Here is a 20794-nt window from a genome sequence, read left to right on the forward strand (position 1 = left end):
GACCGGCTGCGTCAGCCGCCACGGCCCAGTGGAGGTGGAGTGGAGCATGGGACACGGAGGAAACGTCATCGACGAGCTGACGACCGATCACCGTGAGGTCGCGGAGCTCTTCGGCAAGATCGAGGCGCTGCCGCCCGGTCACAAGGACCGCAAGCTCTACGCCGATCAGGCCACGATCGAGCTGATCCGGCACTCGGTGGCGGAGGAGGCGTATCTCTACCCGGCGGTCCGGGAGCACGTGGCGAACGGCGACGCCCTCGCGGACAAGGAGCTGGAGGACCACGCCGAGGCCGAACAGCTCATGAAGGACCTGGAGGGCTGCGCGGCGGACGACGCCGAGTTCGACCGGTTGATCGGCAGGCTGATGAGCGAGATCCGTGAGCACATCGCCGACGAGGAGGGCAACCTGTTCCCGCGGCTGCGTGAGGCGTGTCCCGCGTCGGCCCTGGACGAGTTGGGCGACAAGGTGCGTCAGGCGAAGAAGACGGCGCCGACCCGTCCGCACCCGTCGGCCCCGGACAAGCCCCCGATGAACAAGCTCCTCGCCCCCGGCGCGGGCATGGTCGACCGGGTGCGGGACGCCCTGTCGGGGCGGGGCAAGTCCAGCTGAGCGATCAGGCCCGGCACACCTGCGGGGGCCCGCCGCTGAGGCGGCGGGCCCCCGCAGGTGTGCCGGGCGCGTGGGCGGCGCGCGTGCTCACGCGCACCACTCCTCCCCCGCCCGGCCGTCCGTCGTCTCCCCGCCCGGCGCCGGGAACGGCTCGCGCCGTCCGCGGAAGGCGGCGACGGTGCGTTCCAGTCCGTCCTGCCAGGTCACGCTCGGCAGCCAGCCGAAGATCTCGCGGGCGAAGCCGGTGACCGGCCGGGGCGGGACCCGCCCGTCGCCCGGGTCCTCGACGAACGCCAGCGGCGAGTCGGAGCCGGTCAGCTCGATCACCCGGCGGGCGATCTCCGCGACCGTGGGTTCCTCATCGCCCCCGATGTCCACGGGCCGCACCGAACGCCCGGCCGCGACCAGCAGCACGCCGTCGACCATGTCGTCGACGTAGCACAAGGGGTGCGTCCCGCTGCCGTCCCCGGGGACGGTGACCGGCCGGCCGGCCAGCGCCTGCTCGATGAACGCGGCCGGTGTCGCCCCGCCGTCCGCCCGCATGCCGGGGCCGTAGCCCGCGAACAGCCGGACGATCCCGGCGTTCCAGCCGTGGGCGCCGGCGTGCGCCGCGACCAGGGCCTCGGCGAACCGGACGGCCTCGGCGCAGGCGCGGTGCGGGGCGACCGGGTCGGCCTCGTCCAGGACGTCGCCGTGGGCGCCGGGGCTCGGCGGGGGCGAGGAGGCGAGCAGGAACCGGGCGCCGTCCCGGCCGGCGACGGCCAGTGCGGTACGGGTGCCCAGGCTGCCCGCGTCCAGGGCCTGAACGGGCCGGTCCGGCTGGGTGGCCGGGGAGGCGGGGCCCGCCAGGTGCAGGACGAGGTCGTAGGGGCCGGTGAGCGCGTCCGCGCAGCCGGGTTCGGCGATGTCCCGTTCCAGGAAGCGGAAGCCGGGGCGGCCCGCCAGATGGGCCACCTTCTCGGCCCGCCCCGTGGAGAGGTTGTCCAGGCAGTCGACGTCGGCCCCCGCGTCGAGCAGCCGGGTGCACAGGTGGGAGCCGAGGAATCCGGCGCCACCGGTCACCAGGACGCGGTCCCAGGGCGTGCGGGACTCCCCCCGTGGGCTGAACGCCGCCATCGGCATCATGAGGACGACCTTTCTCCCTCGGACTTCTCCCTCAGGACTTTCTCCCTCGGAGCGCTGAACGGCGTGCCCCGAGTGCCCCACCCGGGGCACTCACATGCTCCGACGCCCACCGCCGGGGCCACGCGCCGTGACGGCGGTCACGGCCGACGAGCCGTCCGCCCGCGGACCGCTGTGATCAAGCACACTCGCGCCGTCAAGTGCGGCACCGGCCGCGGCGGTTGCTCCGTCCGGGCCGGGGGCGGGGGCGGGGACCGGCGACGACTCACCGGTCCGTTCTGCCACGATGGTCGGCGCCGTATCCGGCCCAGTGGAACGGCCGCGCAGCGCAGCCGGCCTTCTCGTTCCCGTCCGTTTCCCCCTTCGGGTCCCGCGACCCGCCTTCGAGTGGCGCCCTGTGTCTTCTTCCCCCGTCTCCGCCCCGCTGCCCCCTGCCGCCTCGCTGTCCGGTCCGACCGGGTCGCGCGAGCCGTCGCAGTCGTCCGAGTCGTCCGAGTCGACGAGCCGCTCGCCGTGGCGGTCCCTGAGGCACCGCAGCATGCGCTGGTGGTCGGTCGCGAACTTCGTGTCGAACGCCGGTACCTGGATGCAGCTCACCGTGCAGAACCTGCTGGTCCTGCAGATCACCGGCTCCGCCGCGGCGACGGGTCTGTCGATGTCCGTCCAGGCCGCGCCCGCGCTGCTGATCAGCGTGTTCGGCGGCGCGGCCGTCGACCGCTGGCCGCGCAAAGCGACCGCCGCGGTCAGCCAGGCACTGCTCGGGACGGTCGCCTTCGTGACCGCCCTCATGGTGGCGCTCGACCGGCTCGACGTGACCTCCCTGATGGTGCTGGCCGCCGTCACCGGCGTCGTCGCCACGGTCGACGGCCCGGCGTGCTCCCTGCTCGGCAACGACCTCGTCCCGCGCGAGGACGTGCCCTCGGCGATCGGGGTGGGCGCCCTGGTGCACCAGGCGGGCCGGCTCGCGGGCGCCGCGCTCGCCGGTGTGACGGTCGGCTTCCTCGGCACGGCCGCCGCGTACGCCGCCAACGGGCTGTCGTTCCTGTTCGTGGCCTCGGTCATCCCCTTCCTGCGTCCGGCCCGGGGTGCGGTCCGGCCCACGGGGGCGGCGCAGGACCGCGGCACGAAGGACACCAGCGGTACGCAGGGCACCATGAGCGTGCGCGAGGGACTGGTCTTCTTCGCCCGCCGCCCCCGGCTGCTGGCGCTGGCCGGTGTCACGGGCGTCAGCGCGGTCTTCGGGCGCAACTACCAGCTGACCCTGGCCGTGCTGGTCACCGGGCCGCTCGCGGGCGGCGCGGGGTCCTTCGGCACCGTCTCCACGGTGCTGGCGGTCGGCGGCATCGTCGGCGCCGTCCTCGGTGCCCGGCTGCGCCGCCCCTCCGTACGGGTGGTGGGCGCGCTGGCGGCGGCGGGTGGGCTGTTGCAGGTGGTGGCGGGGCTGTCGCCGTCACTGGCCGTCCTGCTGGTGATGGTGCTGCCGATGGCCGTCGTGGAGTCCGTCTCCGACACCGCCGGTACCGCGGTGCTCCAGACCGACCCGCCCGCGCACCTGCGGGGCCGGGTGCTCGGGGTGTGGGGCAGCATCGGCACGGTGTGGGGTCTGGGCGGGCCGCCCGCGCTGGGCCTGCTGATGGAGCTGGCCGGGGCCCGCGGCGCCCTGATCGCGGGCGGGCTGATCATCGCCGGCACGATCGGCGCGGGCCACCTCCTGCGCGAGCGCCGGGCGGCGGTGCCGAGGGTGTCGCCGGTGGCGAACCTGGAGACGGCCGCCTGAGGGTCCGCGCGGGCGGGCCGCGCCGCTCAGGCGACGAGGGCCTGGCCCGGGTCCAGCCGGGTCGTCAGCCCGGCGTGGTGCAGGGCGGCGACGGGGGCGACGAGGTCCGGGTGGCGCAGCAGCGCCGCCGCCCGGCGGTCGGCGTCGTCGGGTGCGAGCAGGCGGCGGAACTCCGCCGGTGTCCCGGCCGAGGGTCCGCCCTCGGCCAGCGCGGCCACGGCCGGCCGGGCGAGCGCCGGGTCGGTCAGCAGGCAGGCCGCCCAGCTGGCGACGACCTCGTCCACCCAGGTCCGCCAGGCGTCCGCGTCCGGGTCGGCGGCCGTGGCGCCGTCGGCGCCGGTGATCCAGTCGAGCCGGGCGGAGCCACCGGGGCCCGTCACGCCCAGCAGGGCCACGTCCACCGGGGTCGGGTAGCGCAGCCGGGCCGCGACCGTCACGGCCTGCCGGGCCTGCACCTCGCACAGGGCGTCGGCCAGGGCGCCGCCGGACGCCGGGTAGGCGCGGGTGAGCCACTGCGCGGTCGCCGCGATGACGGGGGAGAGATCTGTGTGCACTGCCGGGCCGTCCGAACTGCTCGGGGTGGGGAACTCGGGGTCCGTGGAAACGGTAGCCCGCGGCGCACCGCGCGGAACATGGCCCGGCTCTCGCCCGCGGCGTGGCTTCGGCCACACCACGTCGTCCTGCGGATCTCGTCCCCGCCCCGGGGTGCGACCCTGTATCCCGTTCGCCGATCACCGGGTTCCCGCCCGGCTCACCGGTGTGGAGGAGTCCTGAGTACCACCGTCCTCTCCGAGGCCGTGCCCGTCGTCCTGCTGCTGGGCGTCCTGGCCTTCGCGGTGCTGCGCCCGCGCGGGCTGCCGGAGGCGGTGGCCGCCGTGCCGGCCGCCGTCCTGGTGATGGCGTTCGGCATGGTGTCACCGCACCAGGCGTGGGAGCAGACCCGTACGCTGCTGCCGGTCGTCGTCTTCCTCGCGCTGGTGCTGATGCTGGCGTACCTGTGCGCCAAGGAGGGCCTGTTCGAGGCCGTCGGCGCGGCCGTGGCCCGCCGGTGCGGGGGCAGCCCGCGGCGGCTGCTGACCGGGGTGTTCGCCGTGGCCTGCGCGGTGACCGCCGTGCTCAGTCTGGACGCCACCGCGGTCCTGCTCACCCCCGTGGTCCTGGCCACCGCGTCCCGGGCCGGAGCGCGGGCCCGCCCGCACGTGTACGCGACGGCGCACCTGTCGAACTCCGCCTCGCTGCTCCTGCCGGTCTCCAACCTGACCAACCTGCTGGCGTTCGCGGCCAGCGGGCTGAGCTTCACCCGGTTCGCCGCGCTGATGGCGCTGCCCTGGCTGGCCGCGATCGCCGTCGAGTACGCCGTGTTCCGCCGCTTCTTCCGCGCGGACCTGGCCGAGCCGGTGTCCGCGGCACCCGCGCGCGTCGGCCCGGTATCCGTCGCTCCCGGACCCGCCCGGGCCGGCGGGACCGCCGGGGCCAGTGGGTCGGCAGTCGCGAAGACGCCGGGCGGGGGTGCCGGTGAGGGGCCGGGGACGGGTACGGCGGCCGTGCCGCCCACGCCTTCCGTGCCGCGTTTCACCGTGGTCGTCGTGGCCCTGACCCTGGCCGGGTTCGCCGTGGCCTCGCCGGCCGGGGTGGACCCCGCCTGGGCGGCGCTCGGCGGCGTGCTGGTGCTCGGGGCGCGGGCGCTGGCCCGGCGCCATGTCACGCCCCGGGAGATGGTGGGCGCCGCCGCGCCGCTGTTCTGCCTGTTCGTCCTGGCCCTCGGCATCGTGGTGCAGGGGGTGGTGGCGGGCGCACCGGCGGCCGGGCTCGGGCGGCTGCTGCCGGACGGGGACTCGCTGCCGGCGCTGCTCGGGGTGGCTGCGGTCGCCGCGGTGCTGGCCAACGTGGTCAACAACCTGCCGGCCGTACTCGCCCTGCTCCCGCTGGCCGCGCCGGGCGGGCCGGCCCAGGTCCTCGCCGTACTGATCGGCGTGAACCTGGGCCCCAACCTGACCTACGTCGGTTCGCTGGCGACCCTGCTGTGGCGGCGCATCCTGCACCGGCACGGCGTCGAGGTGGAGCTCGGCCGGTTCACCGCGCTGGGGCTGCTCACCGTGCCGGCCACGGTCGCCGCGTCGACGGTGGCCCTGTGGGGGTCGGTGCGCCTCATCGGCGCCTGACGCCCGGGGCGCCGCCGGATGCCGTACGTCCGCTCACTGGGTCGCCACGACGAGGCAGCGCCGCAGCTCCGCCAGGGCCCGGGCGTCGCCTTCGACGGTGACGCCATGGTCCCCGTCGGCGCCCGCCCGGTTCCACAGCGACCGCAGCACGCCCTCCGGGGAGCCGCTCAGCGTCGCGTCGGCCGTGCCGTCGCCCGCGCCGTCCGTGACGGTGAACTCCCCCGGGCCGGTCCGCACCCGCCATGCCGCGTCGTCGCCCGCCCGCACCAGGAACGTACGGCCCGGGGAGTCGTCCAGGATCTCGGTGAAGTAGTCGCCCCACTCGGCGACGGCGTACGCGGCGAAGACCTTGAGCAGTTCGTCGACGCCGTCCACGGCGAGGTCGTCCGGTACGGGGGTGACGGGCCGCCCGGTGGCGAGTTCGGCGTCGATGCGGTGGACGACGGTCTCCTGAGCCATCCGCCGGATCCAGAAGCCGACGCTCTGGTCCGGGCCGTACCAGGTGCCGGCCGGGTCCTCGGGGGCGCGGGTGGCGAACTCGGCGCGCAGCGCGGTGTAGCCCCGGTCGAGCAGCGCCGTCGGCTCCTGATCGGCGAACTCCTTCGGCGGCCAGGGCTCGGGCTCGGCCCCGTCGCGCATGGCGGCGGCCTTGTGCAGGTAGACCTCGCCGACGTGCCGGGTCAGGTCGGCGACGGTCCAGCCGGGGCAGGTGGGCACCGGGGCGTGGGGGTCGGTCTCGACGACACCCCGCAGCCGGTCGTGGTCGGACGCGAGGCAGTCGAGGAAGCGGGTGAACTCCATGGTGGCGAGCCAAACACAGGTTCAGATCGGGGGCACGGTGTTTTCCCCGCCCGCCGCGTCCCCGCGCCCTCGCGCGCGGTCCGCGCTCACCACGCCGGACTGGGGACCGCGGGGCGGCGGACCGCCTCGGCGGCGTCCCGCAGGTGCAGGGCGACGGTGATCAGGGCGCGCAGCGCGGAGGGCCGCAGACTCTGGGCGCTCTCGGCGGCCAGCACCAGCAGGCAGCCCGCGGCCTGCTCGACGACCGGCACGGAGAACGCGAAGTCGTCGCCGTCGGCCCCACGGAAGGCGCGCCACGGCGTGGCGGCACCGTCGATGGCCTTGTGCACCGCCTGCTCGAGGTGGTGCGCGGCCTGCTGGCACACGGAGGCAGGCAGGACGATGGTGCGATGAAACGCTGAACTGGTCATAATCCCATTGCTCCCCCGCACCCGGGCTGCCCGATCGGCGCACCACACGGATTTCACCGGGTCGGCGGCAGCCCCACCACACCGCGCCCCACAATCCGACCAGCCGAGGCGGGCGCCTCTCGCTCGGCCGCGACGCGGCCCCGACCCGGCTGCGGCGGCTCCGGTCACCACGGGATCACCCTGACCGCAACCGGCACGCCCCGGCCGACCGGCGGCACCCGCCCGGTCCGGCGGTCACAACGCCCGGCCCCCCAGGCCCCCTTCCACTGCCGCGCGGTCCCCGTCGTGCGCGACGTGAGCCCGGCTCGGGTGCGGCAGGCCCCGGTCGGCCACGGCATCGGCCTGACCGGGGACCGGCACCACCCCGGCCGGCCGGCGGCACCCGCCCGCCCCGGCGGTGACAACGCCCCGCGCGTCAACCCGAGCCCGGCCGCCACCACCACGCCTGCCGTTCCGCGGGCCCGCTTCCGGTGCCGTGGGGGCCTAGGCTCGTGGGTATGGGTGCCGTCAGTTCGTCCTCGGTCGTTGCTGCGCGGTTCACCGGGCGGGCGGTGGTCGGTGAGCGGCCGTTGTCCGGGGGGCTCACCGAGGTCCGTCTCGACGACGGGCGCACGGTGGTGGTCAAGTTCGCGGACGCCCCCGGTGCGGCGCGGGCCGAGGCCGCGGGGCTGCGCTGGCTGGCCGGGGCGGGGACGGTGCGGATTCCCGCGGTGCACGGCGTGGACGAGCGCGGGCTGGTCACCGACCGGGTGGTGCGGGGGCCGGCGAGTGCCGGGGCCGCGGTGCGGTTCGGGCGGGACCTGGCCGGGCTGCACGCCGCCGGGGCACCGGCGTTCGGGGCGGCGCCGCCCGGCGGGCCCGAGGAGGCGTACATCGGGCGGGCCCCGATGCGCAACGTCACCGGGGACGACTGGCCCCGCTGGTACGCCGCGCACCGCGTGCTGCCGTATCTGCGCCTCGCGGTCGACGCCGGCACCGTCCGGGCGGCGGAGGCGGCCGACGTCGAGCGGGTCTGCGAGCGGCTGCCGGAGCTGGCGGGGCCCGCGGAGCCGCCGGCCCGGCTGCACGGTGACCTGTGGGACGGCAACGTGCTGTGGGGCGCCGACGGGCACGTCCACCTGATCGACCCGGCCGCGCACGGCGGGCACCGGGAGACCGACCTGGCGATGCTGCGCCTCTTCGGCTGTCCGCACCTGGAGCGGGTCCTGGCCGGTTACGAGGAGACCGCGCCGCTCGCCGACGGCTGGACCGACCGCGTCGGCGTGCACCAGCTCTTCCCGCTGCTCGTGCACGCCGTGCTGTTCGGCCGCGGTTACGCCGAGCAGGCCCTCGCGGCGGCCCGGACGGCGCTGCGGCACCTGGGATGAACCGGGCCCGGCGGTCCGGCCGGCCACCTCGGTCTGATGTCCCGTCGCGTCACGTGTCTCACCGCGTCATGTGTCCCACTGGGACATTTACAGGTGTACGCTCGAAGGCATGACGGCAACGAAGCCCTCCCCCGCCACCGGGGACCGGCGGCAGCGCAAGGCGCGCCGGACCCGCGACGCGCTGGCCACCGCCGCCTGCGACCTCATCCTGGAGCGCGGGCCGGCGGCGACCACGGTGGAGGCGATCGCCGAGCGCGCGGACGTCACGCGCCGCACCTTCAGCCGGCACTTCGCCGGGAAGGAGGACGCGGCGCTCGACTTCGTCCGCCGGGACGGCGACCGGATCAACGCGCTGCTGCGCTCCCGCCCCGCCGAGGAGCCGCCCCTGCTGGCCTATCGCAGGGCCGTGCGGGCCTGGCTGGCCGACCGGGAGGACCCGGCGTGGCACGTGCGTCCGCGGATGCGCCGCCTGCTGGCCCTGGCCGACACCGAGCCCGAGCTGTTCGCCGCCTACCAGCGCATCCGGGTCGACGCCCAGGAGGAGTCGATCCGCATCGTCGCCGCCCGGCTCGGCAGCGACGACGCCCGGGACGTGCGCCCGGCCGCCGTCGTCGACGCCGCCGCCGGAGTCCTGATCGCCGCCCTGCGCCTGTGGGCGCGCGGCGGCGAGGGGGACTCGGGAGCCGCAGACCTCGCCGCCCTCGTGGAGCGGGCCTACGACGCCCTGACCTCGGAGGCCGCGGCCGCGACCCCCGACAGCACCACCACCGAAGAGTGAGAACAGCACCATGAGCACCTCCCCCACCACTCCCGCCACCACCGAGTACGCCGCCGAGTTCGCCGGACGGACCGCCCTCGTCACCGGCGCCGCCTCCGGCATCGGCCTGGCCACCGCCCGCCGGCTCGGCGCAGGCGGCGCCCGGGTCGTCATCGCCGACTACAACGCCGAGGGCGCCGAGCAGGCCGCCGCCGAGCTGCGGGCCGAGGGCGTCGAGGCCGCCGCCGTCGAGCTGGACGTCACCCGTCCGGAGTCCGTCGAGGCGGCCGTCGCCTTCACCGTCGACACGTACGGCTCGCTGGACCTCGCCGTCAACAACGCCGGCATCGGCGGCCCCAGCGCCCCGACCGGCGAGTACGACGTGGCGGCCTACCAGCGCGTCGTACACACCAACCTCGACGGCGTCTTCTACTCGCTGCGCTACGAACTGCCCGCCATCGAGGCGGCCGGCAAGGGCGGCGCCATCGTCAACGTCGCCTCCATCCTCGGCTCGGTCGGCTTCGCCGGCTCCCCCGCCTACGTCGCCGCGAAGCACGGTGTGGTCGGGCTGACCAAGGCGGCCGCCGCCGAGTACGCCGCCCGGGGCATCCGGATCAACGCGGTCGGCCCGGGCTTCATCGACACCCCGCTGCTGAAGTCCATGGACGAGGCCGCCTACAACGGCCTGGTGGCCCTGCACCCGGCCGGTCGCCTCGGACACGCCGAGGAGGTCGCCGAGCTGATCGCCTTCCTGCTGTCGGACCGCGCGTCCTTCGTCGCCGGCAGCTACCACCTGGTCGACGGCGCCTACACCGCCGTCTGACCGGCGCTCACACCCGTCCCGGGGGGAGAACAAAGGAGTTCGATCATGAAGGCACTGCAGTACCGCACCATCGGGGCCGCCCCCGAGGTCGTCACCGTCCCGGACCCGGAACCGGGCCCCGGCCAGGTGCTGTTGAAGGTGACCGCGGCCGGGGTCTGCCACTCCGACATCGCGGTGATGAGCTGGCCCGCCGAGGGCTTCCCGTACGAGCTGCCGCTCACCCTCGGCCACGAGGGCGTCGGCACCGTGGCCGCGCTCGGCGCCGGGGTGACCGGGCTCGCCGAGGGCGACGCGGTCGCCGTGTACGGGCCCTGGGGCTGCGGCACCTGCGCCAAGTGCGCGGAGGGCAAGGAGAACTACTGCCTGCGCGCCGACGAGCTGGGCATCCGCCCGCCGGGACTCGGGCGCCCCGGCTCCATGGCCGAGTACCTGCTCGTCGACGACCCCCGGCACCTGGTCCCGCTGGACGGGCTCGACCCGGTCGCGGCGGTGCCGCTCACCGACGCCGGACTGACGCCGTACCACGCGATCAAGCGGTCGCTGCCCAAGCTGGTCCCCGGCTCGACCGCGGTGGTCATCGGCACCGGTGGTCTCGGCCACGTCGCCATCCAGCTGCTGCGCGCCCTGACCTCCGCCCGGGTCGTCGCCCTGGACGTCAGCGAGGAGAAGCTGCGCCTCGCCCGCGCGGTGGGCGCGCACGAGGCGGTGCTGTCGGACGCGAAGGCCGCCGACGCGGTGCGCGAGATCACCGGCGGCCTCGGTGCCGAGGCCGTCTTCGACTTCGTCGGCGTGGCGCCCACGGTCAAGACCGCCGGAGCCGTCGCCGCCGTCGAGGGCGATGTCACCCTGGTCGGCATCGGCGGCGGCTCGCTGCCCGTCGGGTTCGGCATGCTGCCGTTCGAGGTGTCGGTCAACGCCCCGTACTGGGGCAGCCGCAGCGAGCTGATCGAGGTGCTGAACCTGGCCCGCTCGGGTGCCGTGTCGGTGCACACCGAGACGTACTCCCTGGACGACGCCCCGCTCGCCTACGAGCGCCTCCACGAGGGGAAGGTCAACGGCCGCGCGGTGATCCTGCCCCACGGCTGACCGGACCGAGGGGGCGCGACCGGTCCCCCGTTCCGGTCGTGCCCCCCGTCGCGTCGAACCTACGTGGACGGGGCCGCCGTTGTGAATCGTGCCGGTGCCCGCTGCCGGGCCCTCGGGACTCACTCGTGCACAGGTGAGTCCGGATGGCCCGGTTTCGTCCCGGGCAGGACCGGCGGGCCGAGGTCACCGGCGGCCAGGTGGGCCAGCACGACCTCGTACAGGTCGCAGCCGGCCGCGAGCAGCTGCCGTTCGAGGACCGGCTCGGCACTGCGGACGTGCTCGCGCACGGTCTGCGCGTGCACGCCGAGCTGCTGGGCGGCGCGCTCGGCGTTGCCGCCCGCGGCGATCCAGGTGCGCAGGCTGCCCCGCAGGTCCCGGCCGTCCGGGTCGAGGCGGCCGAGCAGGTCGACGGCCCAGGTGCGCAGCGCGGGCCCGGACAGCAGGTCGGTGAGCCGGGCGGCACCGGCCCGTGCGCCGGCGCCGGGCGGGGGTTCGGCGAGGCCCTCCTGTGCGTTCAGGGCCAGGTGGACGGCGGCCCGGACGGTCAGGTCGGCGAAGTCCGTGCGCAGCAGCGACTCGACCCGGTCCATGCGGGCGCGGACCGTGTTGCGGCTGACGCCGAGGACCTTCGCCGTGTTGACGGCGGTGAACTCCAGGCCGAGCCGGGTGGTGGCGAGCAGCTCGGCGCGCGTGTGGTGCGGCAGGCCGTCCAGCGGCCTCAGCACCTCGGCCGTCCAGTCGTGCAGCCGCGCCGGGTCCATCAGCCGCTCGGGGCGGGTCCGCTCGGCGTACAGGGCCGCCTTCTGCGGGCGGAACCGGGCCACGGCCAGGGCGCTGACGGCCTGTCCGTAGGCGGCCGCGGTGCGGGCGAGGCCCTGCCGGGCGCTGCCGCCGACGTACACACCGGGGCGGCGGGCGACCAGCGAGCACAGCTCCTGCCCGGCGGCGTCGCGCGGGGCGAGCACGATGACGTGCCCGTCCACCGCCGGGCACCGCACGACCAGTGCCCGCTCCCCCGTCGCCGACAGGCACTCCTCGGCGAGCCGGTCCCGTTCGGCGGGGCTGCTCTCCACGACGTACACACACGCCGTGTCGGTGTCGAGGAGCCCGGGCCAGAGTCCGGCGGCCACGCGGCGGGCCGAGACGGTGTCCTCCACCATCAGCAGTTGCAGGATGGCCAGGCGCAGGTCGGAGGTGGCCCGCCGCAGCCGGTGTCCGGCCGCGGCCGACTCGTGGCCGGCCAGCAGCAGTTCCAGGACCTGGGCGGCGTGCGTGACGATGTCGGAGACGCGCCGGTCGAAGGGCCGGGAGCGGGCCACCACGAGGACGGCGGCGGGCGCCGGCCCGGACCGCTCCACCCGCACGAGCCGCAGATGGCGGCCCCGGTCCTCCAGCGCGGCGGACGCGATCCGGCCCGAGGTGACGTCGACGACCAGGGCCTCGTCCAGCGGGACGCGGGTGCCGGCCAGCAGCCGGCCGGTGCCGTCCCGCAGCGCGACGGTCGCGTGCGCGGTGCCCGCGAGCCAGGCCACGACCCGGTTCAGGTCGCGTCCGGCCGGGCGCAGGTGCTCGAGCAGTTCCCGCGCCCATCCCGCGTGCTCACCAACCCCGGACATCCGCTGCCGTCCGCCGTCCTCTCGGCCCGCCACGTCGGCCTTCTCCTCGTCTCGCCCGGTCCCCGGCCCAGGTCGGGGACGTTACCCCATGGCTCTGTGCGCGGGTCCCCCTCCGGCGTCGGCGGCGGGAGCGGGCCGGGCCTGTCGGGCGGGGCGGGCGAGCGGGCATAAGCTCGGTGAATGGCGAAGTACTTCGACGTGCACCCCGACAACCCGCAGCCGCGCAGCATCGCCCAGGTCGCCGACAGCGTCCGGTCCGGCGCGCTGATCGCGTACCCGACGGACTCCTGCTACGCGCTGGGCTGCCGGCTGGGCAGCCGCGACGGCATCGACCGCATCCGGTCGATCCGCCGGCTGGACAACCGGCACCACTTCACCCTCGTCTGCCAGGACTTCGCGCAGCTCGGGCAGTTCGTGCAGATCGACAACGACGTGTTCCGGGCGATCAAGGCGTCGACGCCCGGCAGTTACACCTTCATCCTGCCCGCGACGCGGGAGGTGCCGCGCGCGCTCCAGCACCCCAAGAAGAAGACCGTGGGCGTGCGCATCCCCGACCACGTCGTCGCCCAGGCCCTGCTCACCGAGCTCGGCGAACCGCTGCTGTCCAGCACGCTGTTGCTGCCCGACGAGGAGGAGCCGATGACCCAGGGCTGGGAGATCAAGGACCGGCTCGACCACGTACTGGACGCGGTCGTCGACTCCGGGGACTGCGGCACCGAGCCGACCACGGTCGTCGACTTCTCCGGCGGCGAGGCGGAGATCGTGCGGCGGGGTGCGGGCGACACGACCCGGTTCGAGTAGCGAGGCGTGCGCCGCCCGACCGCACCCGCCGAGAGAGAGGCAAGCCACACCATGACCGCCACCGCGGGAACCGCCGTCGACATCCCCACCGGCGACGGCACCGCCGACGCCTATCTGACCCACCCGGCCGACGGGGGACCGCGTCCCGCGGTCCTGCTGTACATGGACGCCTTCGGGCTGCGCCCGTCCCTGCGCGCCATGGCGGATCGGCTGGCCGCCGCCGGGTACACCGTCCTGGTGCCGAACGTCTTCTACCGCGGCGGACGGGCGCCCGTCGTGAAGCTGCCCGGGTTCATCGGCCCGCAGGAGCGGCCGGAGATCTTCCGGCGGCTCGACCCGTTCAGGAAGGCGTTGACCCCGGACCGGGCGATGCGGGACGCGCGCGCCTACCTGGAGTGGCTGGCCCGGGCGCCGCAGGCGGCAGACGGGCCGGTCGCGGTGACCGGCTACTGCATGGGCGCCGGGCTCGCCCTGCGCACCGCCGGCACCTACCCCGACCGGGTCGCCGCGGTCGCCGGGTTCCACGGCGGGAACCTGGCGACGGACGGTCCGCGCAGCCCGCACCTGGTGGCCGGCGACCTCACCGCCGAGGCGTACTTCGCCCACGCGGACCGGGACCCGGGCATGCCCGCCGAGCAGCAGGAGCGGCTGGAGGCGGCCCTGACCGCGGCGGGCGTGACCCACCGCTGCGAGGTCTACGCGGGCGCGCTCCACGGCTACACCCAGGCCGACACCTCCGCGTACGACGAGCAGGCGGCGGAACGGCACTGGGACGCGCTGCTCGACCTGCTGAAGCGGACGTTCTGACCCCGGTCGCGCGAAACGGTCACCGGCGGGCCGGAGTTGGCGGACCTCCCCCTCTCCGGCCCCCGGTCCGGGCGTTGTTACCGTGCCCGGGTGTCCAACTCCTCACGCGATTCCGCCGAAGGCGCCGGCTGGGGCTCCGCCGAGCCCGGCGCCTACCGGGCGCTCATGCCCGGGCGCCCCGAGAAGCTGTCCTGGCTGAACCCGAGTACGCTGTGGGCCGCCCGCAACGGCGTGCTGGCCTCCTGGTTCGGTGACCCCACGGGCCGCACCCGCTCCCGCTGGGTGGCCCGGCGCGCGGCGGCCGGAGCACCGGCCGACAAGGTGATCCGGCGCGACGACCCCGACCGGTTCTCCTTCCTCGTCATCGGCGACACGGGCGAGGGCGACGACCCCCAGTACGCGGTCGTGCCGGGGCTGTTGAAGGCGGGCCGGGACACCCGGTTCGCGGTCCTCGCGAGCGATGTGATCTACCCGGTGGGCAGCGCCGACGACTACGGCACGAAATTCTTCCGTCCCTACCGCGACTACCTGGCGCCCATCTACGCGATACCGGGCAACCACGACTGGTACGAGGACCTCGGCGCCTTCATGCGCGTCTTCTGCGACGACGCCCCGCCCCTGCCGCCGGAACCACGGCCGCGCCCGTTCACCCCGGCGTGGCTGCGGTCCCTGCTGTGGCACCGGCCGCGCCCGGACGACGGCCGGCACCTGGACGAGGCGCGCACACTGCGCCCGGACCCCGCCCAGCAGGCCGTCCAGCCCGGACCGTACTGGGCCGTCGACGCCGGTCCGGTGCGGATCGTCGGCATCGACACGGGGCTGCTGGGCACGGTCGACGCCGAGCAGGGCGCCTGGCTGCGCGAGGTGTCGGCGGGAGACCGGCCGAAGATCCTGATCACCGGCTCGCCCCTGTACGTGGACGGCGAGCACCACCCGTGCCCCATCGAGGGCGGCGGCACCGTCGACGACATCGTGCGCGACCCGGCCCACCGCTACGTCGCGGCGATCGGCGGTGACATCCACAACTACCAGCGCTATCCGGTCGACGTGGACGGCCGCACCGTGCAGTACGTCGTGGCGGGCGGCGGCGGTGCGTTCATGCACGCCACCCACACCATCCCGCGCGTCTCGGTGGCCGGTGTCACCGAGGACGACTTCCGCTCCTATCCGCTGCGCGGCGACTCGCTCGCCTTCTACAGCGCGTTGTACGGCCGCCGGCTGCGGCTGCGCCGCTTCTTCACCCTGACGGAGGCCGAGGCGACGGCCGTGATCGCCGAACGCCTCGGCATCCGCACCGGCCGCGCCGCGGGTGACGGGGCACGGGTCACCCGGCGCACCCGGCTGGTGGCCGGGCTGCTCGGCACCGCGCGCAGGCCCGAGCGCCGCAAGCGGTTCCGGCTGCCGGTGCGCAAGATCTACACGTCGGTGTTCTCGCCGGGTTCGGCGACCTACAGCCCGCCCTTCTTCAAGTGCTTCCTGCGCCTGGACGTGACGCCGGAGGCGGTCAAGCTGCGCTGTTACGCCGCCACCGGCAACCGGGCGCAAGAGGAGGACCCGCCGGTCGAGGACGAAGTGACGATCCCGCTGGTGTGAGCGGCGCCCGGCCCGCCGCTCCGGGACCCCGTCTCACCAGCGGCCCGCCTCGCTGCCGACGAGCGGCTCGGACGGGGTGCCGTCGACCCCCACCGGTACGTCGCCGGTGAGCATCACCCGGTGCATGGTCCTGGGGTGGTCGAGGTGGGCGTGGTCGCCGGGGGCGAGGTGGATGGTGGCGCGGTTGTCCCAGAAGGCGACGCTGCCGGGCTCCCAGCGGAAGCGGACGGTGTACTCGGGGCGGGTGGCCTGCTCGACGAGGAGTTCCAGGATCGCCCCGCTCTCGGGGCGGGAGAGCCCGGTGATCTGCTCGACGTAGTAGCCGTTGACGAACAGCACCCGCTCCCCCGTCTCCGGGTGGACCCGGACCAGCGGGTGCACGGTCGCGGTCTGGTGGTCCAGCAGGTGCCGGACGTAGGCGTCGTCGCCGGGCCGGGGCTGGTAGCCGACGCCGAGGCGGTGTTCGGCGCGCAGCGTGTCCACGAAGGCGCGCAGCGGGGCGGAGAGCCCGGCGTAGGCGGCGGCGAGGTTCGCCCAGGTGGTGTCGCCGCCGTAGGGGGGCACCGTCTCGGCGCGCAGGATCGTCGCCGCCGGCGGGTCGACGCGGGCGCCGTGGTCGCAGTGCCAGCCGCGCAGCAGCGTGTGGCGCCGACGGCGCAGCCACTCCTCGTGCTCCATCCCGAACCGTCCGCCCAGCTCCAGCCGGTCGGCGGTGGTCTCCACCTCCGGGAAGCCGGCCGGTGACGCCTTGCCGCGCCGGGGCAGGACGACCGGTTCGCCGAAGAGGCGGGCGAACGCGACGTGTCCGGCGTGGTCGAGGCGCTGGTCGCGGAAGAACACCACCTTCCAGCGCAGTACGGCCGCCCGCACCGCGGCGACCTGTGCGGCGTCGAGGCCCGCCGCGAGGTCGACGCCGCGGATCTCGGCGCCGATGTACCCGGCGGCGGGCGCCACCTCGATTCCCGTCGTGCTGTCCGTTGCCGTGTCCTTCGCGCTGTCCGTCGTCATGCCGAGATCGTGGCAGACCCTCCGCCGCGCCGTCCGGTTGATCACCGGTCCTCGCGTGGGCGAGGCTGGACGGGCGGCACACCGCCGCGCACAGTCGAGGGAAGGTCCCACCGTGATCAGCATCCCGGCGTACACGCTCAACGACGGCAGCACGCTCCCCGCCCTGGGCCTGGGCACCTGGCCGATGACGGACGACGAGGCCGAGCGGGCGGTCCGCGAGGCCCTCCGGGCGGGGTACCGCCTGATCGACACGGCGACGAACTACCGCAACGAGACCGGCGTCGGCCGCGGTGTCGCCTCTGCCGGTCTCCCCCGCGAGGAGATCGTGGTGACGACCAAGCTGCCCGGCCGGCACCACGGCTACGAGGAGACGCTCGCCTCGTTCGAGGAGTCCCGCGCCCGCCTCGGGCTGGAGTACGTCGACCTGTACCTGATCCACTGGCCGCTGCCGCGCGTGGACAAGTACGTCGACTCCTGGAAGGCCATGGTCAAGCTGCGCGAGGAGGGTCTCGTGCGTTCGGTGGGCGTCTCCAACTTCACGGCGGAGCACATCGAGCGGCTGGAGAAGGAGACGGGTGTCCTGCCGTCCGTCAACCAGATCGAGCTGCACCCGCTCTTCCCGCAGGACGAGCTGCGCGCCTTCCACGAGCGCAAGGGCATCCGGACGGAGAGCTGGAGCCCGCTGGGCCGGGGCAGCGACCTGCTGGACGATCCCGCCGTCGCCGCGATCGCCGAGGCGCACGGGGTGACGCCCGCCCAGGCGGTCCTGCGCTGGCACACCCAGCTGGGCGCGGTGCCCATCCCGAAGTCCGCCGACCCGGCGCGGCAGCGGGCGAACCTGGACGTCTTCGGCTTCGAGCTGGACGCCGGCCAGCTGCGCGCGGTGGCGGACCGCGCGCACCGGCGGATCGGCGGCGACCCGGAGGTGCACGAGGAGTTCTGAGCGGGGTACCCGGCCCGGGTCGGCGAGGTGCGGGGATCTCCCTGAAAGGAGCGGCAGGTGGACGGCGAGGGCGACGGGCTGCGGGACTACCACGGCAAACGGGACTTCGGCCGGACCCGGGAGCCCGCGGGACCGGGCGCGTCCGGCGAGGGCGCGGCCCGCGGGAGCGGCGGGGCGCCGCGCTTCGTCGTGCAGATCCATGACGCGAGCACCCTGCACTTCGACTTCCGGCTCCAGGTGGCCGACGTGCTGAAGTCCTGGTCGGTGCCGAAGGGGCCGTCGGCCGACCCGCGCGACAAGCGGCTCGCGGTGCCGACGGAGGACCACCCGCTGGAGTACGAGGAGTTCGAGGGCGTGATCCCGGCGGGTGAGTACGGGGGCGGCACGGTCATCGTGTGGGATCACGGCACCTACGAGCCGCTGAGCCACGACCGCCGGGGACGGCCGGTCGACTTCGCCGAGTCGCTGGCGCACGGACACGCCAGGTTCCGGCTGCACGGCGCGAAGCTGCGCGGCGAGTACGCGCTGACCCGGTTCCGCGGCGGTGAGGGCGGCGGCGGTGAGGACGCGGCGTGGCTGCTGGTGAAGACGGCCGGCGGCGGACGCGGGCACGGCACCCCGGACCCCCGGCGGGCCCGGTCCGCGCGCACCGGCCGCACGCTGGCGCGGGTGGCGGCGGAGGACGGCCGAGGGTAGAGGGGCGGTTCAGTCCACGGGCAGTGGCTGTTCGGCCCAGATGGTCTTTCCGGTGTCCGTCTGGCGGCTGCCCCAGCGCTGGGTGAGCTGGGCGACCAGGAGCAGTCCCCGCCCGCCCTCGTCGAAGGCGTGGGCGCGGCGCAGGTGGGGCGAGGTGGAGCTGGCGTCGGAGACCTCGCAGATCAGGGCGGTGTGGCGGATGAGGCGCAACCGGATGGGCGGCTCGCCGTACCGGATCGCGTTGGTGACCAGTTCACTGACGACGAGTTCGGTGACGAAGGCCGTGTCGTCCAGCCCCCACGCCGTCAGCTGCTCGCCGACGGACCGCCGGGCGGCCGCGACGCCGGACGGGTCGGGGCGGACGTCCCAGGTACGCACCCGGTCCTCGCCCAGCGCCCGGGTGCGGGCCAGCAGCAGCGCCACGTCGTCACCGGGCTCCTCGGGCAGCACGGCCTTGAGCACGCCGTCGCACAGCGCGTCGAGCGAGGTGGCGGGCGCGGCCAGCGCCCGGCGCAGCTCCTCGGTGGCGTGGTCGACGTCCCGGTCGCGGTCCTCGACCAGCCCGTCGGTGTAGAGCGCGACGACGGAGCCTTCCGGCAGTTCCAGCTCCGTCGCCTCGAAGGGCAGTCCGCCGACGCCGAGCGGCGGCCCGGCGGTCATGGCGACGAGCCGGGTGGTGCCGTCGGGGAGGAGGAGGGCGGGCGCGGGGTGACCGGCGGCGGCCAGGGCCAGTCGGCGGGACACGGGGTCGTAGACGGCGTACAGGCAGGTGGCGCCCAGTTCCGCGATCTCCGCCTCGCCACCGTCGTACGCGTCGCCGGCCGCGAGGTGGGTGACGAGGTCGTCGAGGTGGGTGAGGAGCTCGTCGGGGGGCAGATCGACGTCGGCGAGGGTGCGTACGGCCGTGCACAGGCGGCCCATGGTCGCCGTGGACGGGATGCCGTGGCCCACGACGTCGCCGACGACGAGGCCGACACGGGTGCCGGAGAGCGGGATGACGTCGAACCAGTCGCCGCCGATGCCCGCCGCGGACGCGGAGGGCAGGTAGCGGTGGGCCACCTCGACCGCGGCCTGTCCGGGCAGGCCCTTGGGGAGCAGGCTGTGCTGGATCGCCAGGGCGGTGGAGCGCTCGCGCGCGAAACGGCGGGCGTTGTCCACGGAGACGGCGGCCCGGGAGACCAGTTCCTCGGCCAGTACGGCGTCCTCGGCAGCGTACGGCTCCCGGGGCGCGGTCCGGGCGGCGAGGGCGACGCCCAGGGTGGTGCCGCGGGCGCGCAGCGGCACGGCCAGGGTCGAGCAGACGGCTTCGCGGAACGGGCGGTTGTGCGGGGCCTCGGCCGCACGGGTGCGCAGCCACCGGTCGAACTCCGGGTCGCCGGGGCCGCTGAGGACGACGCGGCCCTCCTGCACGGCCCGGGCGGGTGGGCTGTCGGAGGGGTGGACCTCGTGCCCGCCGAGGTGCACGGCGGGGGTGGGGAAGCCCTCGGTGGCGGAGGCGTGGGCCACCCGGCGCAGGGCGCCGGTCTCGGGCGGCGCGGCGAGGGGTTCGTCGGTGCCGAGCACCCAGTCGAGCAGGTCGACGCTGGCGAAACCGGCGAACCGGGGCACGAGGAGTTCGACCAGTTCCTCGGCGGTACGGACCACGTCGAGGGTGCTGCCGACCGCGCCGGCCGCGTTCAGCAGGGCCAGCCGCTCCCGGGCCCGGTGCTGTTCGGTGCTCTCCAGCGCCGCCATCGCGACGGCGGTGAGCGTGCCGGAGGCGTCGAGGACCGGCCACATCTCCACGGTCCAGGCGTGCGGGCAGCCGCCGGCGGGCGCGGGCGCGTAGCTCTCGTACTGGACGGGCCGCCCCCGGTCGGCGACCACCCGCAGCTGGTGCAGGAAGCTCCGCGTGTCGCCCTCGAAGTCGGCCAGCGCCTCGGCCAGGCCGCGGCCGAGCAGTTCCTGCGCGGATCTGCCCATCATCCGGCACGCGGCGTCGTTGACGTGCACGAAGCGCAGGTGGGGATCGAGGACGGACAGGGACAGGGAGGCCTGCCGTACGGCGTCCTCGACCGAGGCGGGCGCCGGGTCGGCGGGTGCGTAGGCCATCGCCAGGTAGCCGTCCGGTGCGCCGTCGGCGCCCGGCAGCGGGCGGACCGTCAGCCGCAGGCTCACCGGGTGGCCGTCCCGGTGCCGGATCACGACGGTGCCGGACGGGCCGGTGCCGGACGGGGCGGCGCGGGCCGGGGTGCGGGCGGGCGCGTCGCGCGCGAGCAGGTCCCGCGCGGGGCGTCCCACCACCTCCTCGGCCGCGTATCCGGTGAGCCGCCGCGCGCCGTCGCTCCATCCCGCCACCAGTCCGCGGGCGTCGACGATCATCGCGGCGGAGGAATCCTCCATGCCGTCCAGGATCATCCCAGGACGATGCGCTAT

The 20794-nt window shown here is 75.4% G+C and carries 19 protein-coding genes; 12 read left to right on the forward strand and 7 right to left on the reverse strand.

Going from position 1 to position 20794, the window contains the following annotated elements:
- Positions 1-46 precede the first annotated feature (46 nt).
- Positions 47-610 carry a hemerythrin domain-containing protein gene (locus ACIRGB_RS11725; RefSeq protein WP_403861992.1) on the forward strand — a complete coding sequence of 188 codons (564 nt, stop codon included), beginning with the start codon at positions 47-49 and terminating at the stop codon, positions 608-610.
- Positions 611-697: 87 nt separating this feature from the next.
- On the opposite strand, the gene ACIRGB_RS11730 is transcribed toward ACIRGB_RS11725, so the two are convergent.
- Positions 698-1735, reverse strand: coding sequence for an NAD-dependent epimerase/dehydratase family protein (locus ACIRGB_RS11730; protein WP_403861995.1), 1038 nt, complete (start codon positions 1733-1735; stop codon positions 698-700).
- 535 nt (positions 1736-2270) lie between these two features.
- Here ACIRGB_RS11730 and ACIRGB_RS11735 point away from each other — a divergent pair.
- Positions 2271-3509, forward strand: a complete 1239-nt coding sequence (locus tag ACIRGB_RS11735; RefSeq protein WP_403862128.1) for an MFS transporter — start codon at positions 2271-2273, stop codon at positions 3507-3509.
- A 26-nt stretch (positions 3510-3535) separates the two neighbouring features.
- Here the strand turns inward: ACIRGB_RS11735 and ACIRGB_RS11740 are convergent, their stop codons facing one another.
- Positions 3536-4063 carry a hypothetical protein gene (locus ACIRGB_RS11740; RefSeq protein ID WP_403861998.1) on the reverse strand — a complete coding sequence of 176 codons (528 nt, stop codon included), beginning with the start codon at positions 4061-4063 and terminating at the stop codon, positions 3536-3538.
- Positions 4064-4306: 243 nt separating this feature from the next.
- On the opposite strand from ACIRGB_RS11740, the gene ACIRGB_RS11745 reads away from it, so the two are divergent.
- The gene (locus ACIRGB_RS11745) at positions 4307-5671 is read left to right on the forward strand and encodes an SLC13 family permease (RefSeq protein WP_403862001.1); all 1365 of its coding nucleotides are present in this window, start codon (positions 4307-4309) and stop codon (positions 5669-5671) included.
- Between the two features lie 33 nt (positions 5672-5704).
- On the opposite strand, the gene ACIRGB_RS11750 is transcribed toward ACIRGB_RS11745, so the two are convergent.
- Both ACIRGB_RS11750 and ACIRGB_RS11755 read right to left on the reverse strand, forming a co-directional pair.
- A complete protein-coding gene (locus tag ACIRGB_RS11750; protein ID WP_403862003.1) occupies positions 5705-6472 on the reverse strand; it encodes a maleylpyruvate isomerase family mycothiol-dependent enzyme in 768 nt (255 codons plus the stop codon).
- Between the two features lie 86 nt (positions 6473-6558).
- Positions 6559-6882, reverse strand: coding sequence for a hypothetical protein (locus ACIRGB_RS11755; protein ID WP_030183399.1), 324 nt, complete (start codon positions 6880-6882; stop codon positions 6559-6561).
- A gap of 497 nt (positions 6883-7379) precedes the next feature.
- Here ACIRGB_RS11755 and ACIRGB_RS11760 point away from each other — a divergent pair, with 497 nt between their 5' ends.
- The 4 genes from ACIRGB_RS11760 (at position 7380) to ACIRGB_RS11775 (ending at position 10915) form a co-directional block, all read left to right on the forward strand.
- A complete protein-coding gene (locus tag ACIRGB_RS11760; RefSeq protein WP_403862006.1) occupies positions 7380-8249 on the forward strand; it encodes a fructosamine kinase family protein in 870 nt (289 codons plus the stop codon).
- 109 nt (positions 8250-8358) lie between these two features.
- Positions 8359-9027 carry a TetR/AcrR family transcriptional regulator gene (locus tag ACIRGB_RS11765; RefSeq protein WP_403862009.1) on the forward strand — a complete coding sequence of 223 codons (669 nt, stop codon included), beginning with the start codon at positions 8359-8361 and terminating at the stop codon, positions 9025-9027.
- 10 nt (positions 9028-9037) lie between these two features.
- Entirely contained in the window at positions 9038-9829 is a 792-nt protein-coding gene (locus ACIRGB_RS11770; protein WP_403862012.1) for an SDR family NAD(P)-dependent oxidoreductase, read from the forward strand.
- A gap of 45 nt (positions 9830-9874) precedes the next feature.
- Positions 9875-10915 carry an NAD(P)-dependent alcohol dehydrogenase gene (locus ACIRGB_RS11775; protein ID WP_403862015.1) on the forward strand — a complete coding sequence of 347 codons (1041 nt, stop codon included), beginning with the start codon at positions 9875-9877 and terminating at the stop codon, positions 10913-10915.
- A 119-nt stretch (positions 10916-11034) separates the two neighbouring features.
- Here ACIRGB_RS11775 and ACIRGB_RS11780 read toward each other — a convergent pair whose 3' ends face one another.
- Positions 11035-12564, reverse strand: coding sequence for a helix-turn-helix domain-containing protein (locus tag ACIRGB_RS11780; protein ID WP_403862018.1), 1530 nt, complete (start codon positions 12562-12564; stop codon positions 11035-11037).
- A gap of 147 nt (positions 12565-12711) precedes the next feature.
- Between ACIRGB_RS11780 and ACIRGB_RS11785 the strand changes: the two genes are divergently transcribed.
- The 3 genes from ACIRGB_RS11785 (at position 12712) to ACIRGB_RS11795 (ending at position 15732) form a co-directional block, all read left to right on the forward strand.
- Positions 12712-13332: an L-threonylcarbamoyladenylate synthase gene (locus ACIRGB_RS11785; RefSeq protein WP_403862021.1), complete on the forward strand. Its 621-nt coding sequence runs from the start codon at positions 12712-12714 to the stop codon at positions 13330-13332.
- A 51-nt stretch (positions 13333-13383) separates the two neighbouring features.
- Positions 13384-14139: a dienelactone hydrolase family protein gene (locus ACIRGB_RS11790; protein ID WP_403862024.1), complete on the forward strand. Its 756-nt coding sequence runs from the start codon at positions 13384-13386 to the stop codon at positions 14137-14139.
- Between the two features lie 90 nt (positions 14140-14229).
- Positions 14230-15732 carry a metallophosphoesterase family protein gene (locus ACIRGB_RS11795; protein ID WP_403862027.1) on the forward strand — a complete coding sequence of 501 codons (1503 nt, stop codon included), beginning with the start codon at positions 14230-14232 and terminating at the stop codon, positions 15730-15732.
- A 33-nt stretch (positions 15733-15765) separates the two neighbouring features.
- Here ACIRGB_RS11795 and ACIRGB_RS11800 read toward each other — a convergent pair whose 3' ends face one another.
- Positions 15766-16740: a TauD/TfdA dioxygenase family protein gene (locus tag ACIRGB_RS11800; RefSeq protein WP_403862030.1), complete on the reverse strand. Its 975-nt coding sequence runs from the start codon at positions 16738-16740 to the stop codon at positions 15766-15768.
- 112 nt (positions 16741-16852) lie between these two features.
- Between ACIRGB_RS11800 and ACIRGB_RS11805 the strand changes: the two genes are divergently transcribed.
- Together ACIRGB_RS11805 and ACIRGB_RS11810 are read left to right on the forward strand one after the other, a co-directional pair.
- Complete coding sequence (locus ACIRGB_RS11805; RefSeq protein WP_403862033.1) at positions 16853-17683, forward strand: aldo/keto reductase; 831 nt, start codon at positions 16853-16855, stop codon at positions 17681-17683.
- A 57-nt stretch (positions 17684-17740) separates the two neighbouring features.
- Positions 17741-18379 (forward strand): DNA polymerase ligase N-terminal domain-containing protein, encoded by a 639-nt coding sequence (locus tag ACIRGB_RS11810; RefSeq protein ID WP_403862035.1) that lies wholly within the window; start codon positions 17741-17743, stop codon positions 18377-18379.
- Positions 18380-18388: 9 nt separating this feature from the next.
- Here the strand turns inward: ACIRGB_RS11810 and ACIRGB_RS11815 are convergent, their stop codons facing one another.
- Entirely contained in the window at positions 18389-20761 is a 2373-nt protein-coding gene (locus ACIRGB_RS11815; RefSeq protein ID WP_403862038.1) for a SpoIIE family protein phosphatase, read from the reverse strand.
- Between the last annotated feature and the right edge of the window lie 33 nt (positions 20762-20794).

Source organism: Streptomyces sp. NPDC102490, assembly GCF_044765285.1.
Classification (GTDB): Bacteria; Actinomycetota; Actinomycetes; order Streptomycetales; family Streptomycetaceae; genus Streptomyces.